Genomic DNA, 5,637 nt, shown 5'->3' on the forward strand with positions numbered 1-5,637 from the left:
CAGAATCGGCAGGCCGGAGCGTTCGCAGGCATTACAGGTGCCGTAGGTGTTGGGGATCTCTTCCTGCATGGCGATGTGGATGGCTTTGCTGATGCTCATGATTAACTCCTTGCCTTTGGCAGGCCGGCGACGATGTGCGACCAGGTGCAGTCGTCGTAGCTGGCGAAGCGGTCCGCCAGGCGCTGCTCGCCGGCCGCTGCCTTTTCCATCTCGTGCTGGATGGTCGGGTGCTGAAGGAGCAGTGGGTGGATCATGAGCATGTGCAGGCTCATGCACTGGATATCGGCGCGGTCGCGCAGGCCCTGCTTGAACGCCTTGAGGATCAGGTTCATGGCATGGGTGGGGGCGTTTTCCGGCAAGCCTGAGGAACCTGCGAAGTGCCAGGGTGCATGGGGATGCTGCACGGCACTCAAGCGATGCCAGGCGCCGAGCAGTTGAATGATCTGTGGTGCGACGTGCTGGGTCGCCCTTACGGCCTCTGGGACGGCCAGTTCGCCAGCCATGGGTTCGCGCTCGAATACCTCGCAACTGCCAAAACCATCGGGATGTAGCCAGCTGCGAACGGGCCCGAGGACTTCGCCTGCGTTTTTCAGAGTCGCGCGCAGCAGCGCCAGCCGCACGGGTTCGAACCAGGCGGTGATACCGTGCGGTTCTGGTTGGTGCAGCACCTGACACTGCTGGCTGATGTGCTGGGCGATGAGGTCGGCGGGTTGATCGCTGATCAGCCAGCCACACACGTAGTGCCAGGTAGCTGCCGATTCACGAGCGGCGCAGGTCGCGCTTAATGGGGCAAGGGCTGTGGGCGCATCGCCGGGTTTGGCGAGCCGCACCAGAGCTGGCCAGCACTCAGGATCCTGCACCAGCCCGCTGCAGTCGACGCGCGTTACGGCATCACTACCCAGCGCTTCGCTGAGGGCAGTGATGGCCAGCGGGTGCTCAGGCGGGCAGCCGGCGAATGGGTCCAGTAAAAGGTAGAGGGTCTCTTCTGGTTGGCGCTGCTGGTTGGCGAAGTGATCGACCGACTGCACGTAGCCCTGCGCGGACTGGCTCGACATGAGAAGTTCCTTTTCTTCTTGATGGCGAGCAGAAACCTAACGGGGAATCAATGCCGCAGGTAGTTATTGGCTTCCTAACCAGTTGTAGGATTTTTCGCTTTCGGACGAGTCAGTCGTATTGCTCAGGACCTCGGGGATTCTGTTTCAAAGCATTGGCGCATCACGTCAAGGTAACGCCGGGCGCCCAGGCCCAACGGGCGCGACTTGACCCAGATGATGTCCACCCACAAGCGCAACCGGCTGGCCATGTTGTCGAAGCGCACCTCCGCCAGCGCGCCCGAAGCAATCAACGGCTCGACCAACGGCTGCGGCAGGTAGGCCCAACCGAGCCCCGATTGCACCAGGTCCAGCGTGGCCAGGTAGCTGTCGGTCAGCCAGATGCGCCGCGACAGCACCATGCGCGGGTCCGACCCGGTGGCCTTGCCCGAAGCCACGATGATTTGCCGCTGTTCGGCGAAAGCCTCTTCCGGCAACGGCATGCCGTTGTTCTGCCCGGCTGGATGGCGGGGGGAGGCGACGGCCACCAGCAACTGGCTGCCGGCCTCCAGGAATGACTCGCGCTCGTCGATGCCAGGGCGTTCGAAGACCAGTGCCAGTTGCACGCTGCCGTCATGCAGCAGGCGGATGGCTTCTGCCTGGGTGGCCGAGCGCACTTCGATTTCCAGGCTGGGAAATTCCTGGGCGAGGGTTTCCAGCGGTTGGCTCCAGCGGCCGGTCTGCAGCTCGGGGGCCATGGCGATGGTCAGGCGTTTTTCCAGGCCCTTGTGCAGTTGCAGGGCCTGGGCGTCGAGCAGGTTGAGCTGGCAGATCACCTGCCTGGCCTGGGGCTCCAGGGCCAGGGCGGCACTGGTGGGCAAGGCTTTGCGCGTGGCCCGGTCGAACAGCACCAGGTCCAGCTCAGCCTCCAGTTGGGCGATGGCCATGCTCACGGCCGAAGGCACACGCCCCAGCTTGCGCGCGGCGGCAGAGAACGAGCCTGCCTCCAGCACCGCGAGGAAGATTGCCAGGGAGTCGCTGGTAAAGGCCATTGTCAGTAAACCTGATGACGAGGAAGCGTTGTGGCCGAAAAGTATGAACACTCCTCGGCCAGCTTCGCAATGCTTTACAGGTCTTCGGAGAGCACCCGATCAATGCTGTCGACAAAGTAGTCCACGCTCGCCCGGGTGGTGCACATCGGCGGCTTGATCTTGAGGATGTTCAGGTAATCACCGGTCGGCTGCATGAAGATGCCCAGGTCACGCAGGCGGTTGCACAGGGCCATGGTTTCCTCGGTTGCCGGTTCCAGCGTTGCGCGGTCGCGCACCAGTTCCAGCCCCAGGTAGAAGCCCGAACCATGTGCCGCGCCGGCCAGCGGATGCTTGTCCACCAGTGCCTGCAGGCGCGCCTTGAAATAGCGCCCGGTGTCGCGGGCGTTGTCCCACAGGCCTTCTTCCTGCATCACATCCAGCACCGCCATGCCGATGCGGCAGCTGACCGGGCTGCCGCCGGCCGAGGAGAAGAAGTAGCCCTCGGCCTCCAGCGCTTCGGCGATCTCGCGGCGGGTGATGACTACGCCCAGAGGCTGGCCGTTGCCCATGCCCTTGGCCATGGTGATGATGTCGGGCACCACGCCCTGTTCCTCGAAGCCCCAGAAGTACTCGCCCAGGCGGCCATAGCCGACCTGCACTTCGTCGGCGATGCACACGCCGCCCCGGGCGCGGACCTTGGCATAGGCTTCGCGCAGGTAACCGGCCGGCAACGAAATACCACCGGCATTGCCGTACACCGGCTCGCAGATGATGCCCGCCAACTGGCGGCCACGGGCGTCGAGGTCGGCCAGCTTGGCGTCGACGTCGCGCAGGTAGTCGGTGGCGCTGTCGGCGCCACGGAAGCGGCCGCGGAAGGTGTTCGGCGCCTCGACCGGGTGCACCCAGTCCGGGCGGGTTTCCAGGGCCTGCGGGTTGTCGGCGATGGAAGTGGAAATGGCATCGGTGGCTACCGACCAGCCGTGGTAGGCCTCCAGTATGCTGAGCAGGTCGCGCCCGCCGCTGTAGGCCCAGGCCAGGCGAATCGCCAGGTCGTTGGCTTCGGTGCCGCTGTTGACCATGAACACCCGGTCGAAGCCTTCGGGTGCCAACTCCAACAGGCGTTCGGAGAACTCGGTGATGGCTGCGTAGTGAAAGCGCGAGTTGGTGTTCAGCAGCGACCACTGCCGTGCCGACTCGGCGACCATGCGTGGGTGGCCGTGGCCCAATACAGCAACGTTGTTGAGCATGTCCAGGTACGAGCGGCCCTGCATGTCGATCAGGTAGTTGCGCCAGCCGCGTTCGATGTGAGGCGGTTGCGCGTAGTAGTGCTTCTGCGAGCGGGCGAAGCTGGCATCGCGGCGGGCCAGCAGGGCCTGTGGATCGGGCAGCGGCTCGGCATTGCAGTCGAAGCCCAGCAACGCAGCTGGTGACGGGCACAGGGCCAGCCAGGCGGCCGCCTGGGACGGGGTGGCGAAGAACGGCGGCTGGAGGCCGCTATCCAGGCACAGCTGCACGCTGAGGAAGCCACAACTGCTGCCCAGCGGCTGGCCTTTTTCCACGGCCTGGCCATCTGCAGGCGCGTCTTCCAGGCCTTGCAGCCACAACGCCCAGTGCGCGCTGCGCAGGCAGCCACGGCCGTCGCCATGGCGCTGCCAGGTGCCGGCATCTGGCGCTTGCACCAGGCTGCCGTTGGGTACATGCAGCTCGACGCCCAGGGCACAGGTGGCGGGCTCTTCGGGGCGGTCGATATGGGTTTGCGACAGGCGATACTGCCCGTGCAGGCTGCAGGCCGGGGCCGGTTGCGTGGTCAGCAGGTGCTGGTCGAAGCCCGGTTGCTCCCAGTTGCCCGCCTCGCAATGCCCGCTGAGCACGCCCAGGTCGACGCGCGTCACTACCTGCCCATCCAGTTCCGGCAGCAGGGGGACGCAGCCGCTCAGGTCCGGCGTGGCAGGCTGCAGGCCCGCAGCCTGCAGGATGGCCGCTTCCATCAACGCGAAAGGTACGGCGGTGGCAGTGTCGAAGATTTCCCATTCATGGGCGATGTTGTCGCGGGTGTACTGGTTGCCGGGGTCGACGGCGAGCTGTTGCTCGCTGCTCAGCACCAGCACGGCGGCGCGGTTGAGCACCAGTGGCCACAGCGCCCGCAGTTCGGCTTCGCTCAGAGGGTTGAGCGCCTGGTAGGCACGCACGGCCGGCAGGATGCGCAGCGGGTCGCCCTCGGCATGGTGCAGCAGCGCCGCGCAGGTCACCGACAGGTCGGCGATGCGCCAGGTGCGCAACAGGTCGCCGAAATCGATCACCCCTTGCAGCTGCCACTGGCGCTCGCCATCGCGGGCCCAGACGGCGTTGTCGTCGGTGATGTCCAGGTGCACGGCCTGGCTTGGCAGCTGGTCGACCAGCGGCGCCAGGTGCTCGGCGGCCAGCTGGGTGGCCTGCTCGATGCGGGCGCGTTGCGCGGCGTTGCCCAGCACGGGCAGCAGGTGCTGGATCAGTGCCTGGGCATGTTGCGGGTCCCATTGCAGGGTGCGCGCCAGGCCCGGGTGGTCAAAAGTGGCCAAGGCCTTGTCCAGCCGCGCGCAGAGCCCGCCGAGTTCGGCCATCAGGCGTGGTTCCATGTGCTTGAGGCGGGTCAGTGGCTGGCCGTCGATGTAGTCGAGCAGGCGCATGCGCAGCGGTTGACCGTCTATTTCCAACGCCAGCAGCATCTGGCCATCGCTGGCCGGGCGCACGGCGGGCACTGGCAAGCCCTGTTCGCGCAGGTAGGCCAGGGCCGCGTGCTGGGCCTCGAGCTCCAGTTGGGCGTAGCTGCCGTGGCAGGCCTTGAGTACGAAACGGCCTTGCGGTGCGTCTACACGGAAGTTCAGGTCCTGTTGGCTGCCCAGTGCCGAGAGGTTGCCGGCAATGCCGTAGTGTGTTTGCAGCACGGCATGTGCCTGGGCTTCGCCGAGCGCAGGGCTGGGCAGGCCGGAGCGCTGGATCAGCGTGGTCAGGGCAGGGGAGGCGGGCTGGTGTTGTGGGCTGGACATGGGGCTCTACCGTTGCTGCTGGGGTTGACGGTGGAGAATTTATGCCCGATCTGGCTGATGATGGAAGACGATTGTTGTCAGAAAATTTGATAATTGGATTCGCTTCCCGGAGCTGTGTATGCCGTGTTCGCCTTGGTAGACGTGGTTTTGCTGACAGTGAAGTGGGTGTCTTCTGTGGTCATTCTTGAATCCCCTGAAAACTCTCGACTGCCTGGACCGGCCTCTTCGCGGGCACGCCCGCTCCCACAGGTACTGCGCAAGTCTTGAAACCTGTGGTGGCCCTGTGGGAGCGGGCGTGCCCGCGAAAGGGCCGGCCCTGGCGACATATTAATCAGCCTTGGTGCAAGTCTTGGGTTCGGCGAGGATTGGGAAATGGCCTACAAGGAAGGGGATAAGTCTATTTTTTACCTCGCCGAAAGCGGGCCGCTTTGCGGCCCATCGCCGGCAAGCTGAACTGGCCTAATGATCCCGGACACCTCTTAAGGGCGATATGATTCGCCCAATCAGGAGGTTCCATGCAAGAACGAAAGACCTACACCCGCGAGTTCA

The 5,637-nt window shown here is 64.9% G+C and carries 3 protein-coding genes; all 3 read right to left on the reverse strand.

Going from position 1 to position 5,637, the window contains the following annotated elements:
• Positions 1–101 precede the first annotated feature (101 nt).
• Positions 102–1,055, reverse strand: coding sequence for a hypothetical protein (locus tag CAG44_RS27285; RefSeq protein WP_085693497.1), 954 nt, complete (start codon positions 1,053–1,055; stop codon positions 102–104).
• A 122-nt stretch (positions 1,056–1,177) separates the two neighbouring features.
• Complete coding sequence (locus CAG44_RS27290) at positions 1,178–2,083, reverse strand: LysR family transcriptional regulator (RefSeq protein ID WP_025339945.1); 906 nt, start codon at positions 2,081–2,083, stop codon at positions 1,178–1,180.
• A 74-nt stretch (positions 2,084–2,157) separates the two neighbouring features.
• Entirely contained in the window at positions 2,158–5,088 is a 2,931-nt protein-coding gene (locus CAG44_RS27295) for an aminotransferase (RefSeq protein ID WP_085693499.1), read from the reverse strand.
• Positions 5,089–5,637 lie beyond the last annotated feature (549 nt).

It is taken from the genome of Pseudomonas sp. B13(2017) (genome assembly GCF_002113245.1).
GTDB lineage: Bacteria > Pseudomonadota > Gammaproteobacteria > Pseudomonadales > Pseudomonadaceae > Aquipseudomonas > Aquipseudomonas putida_Z.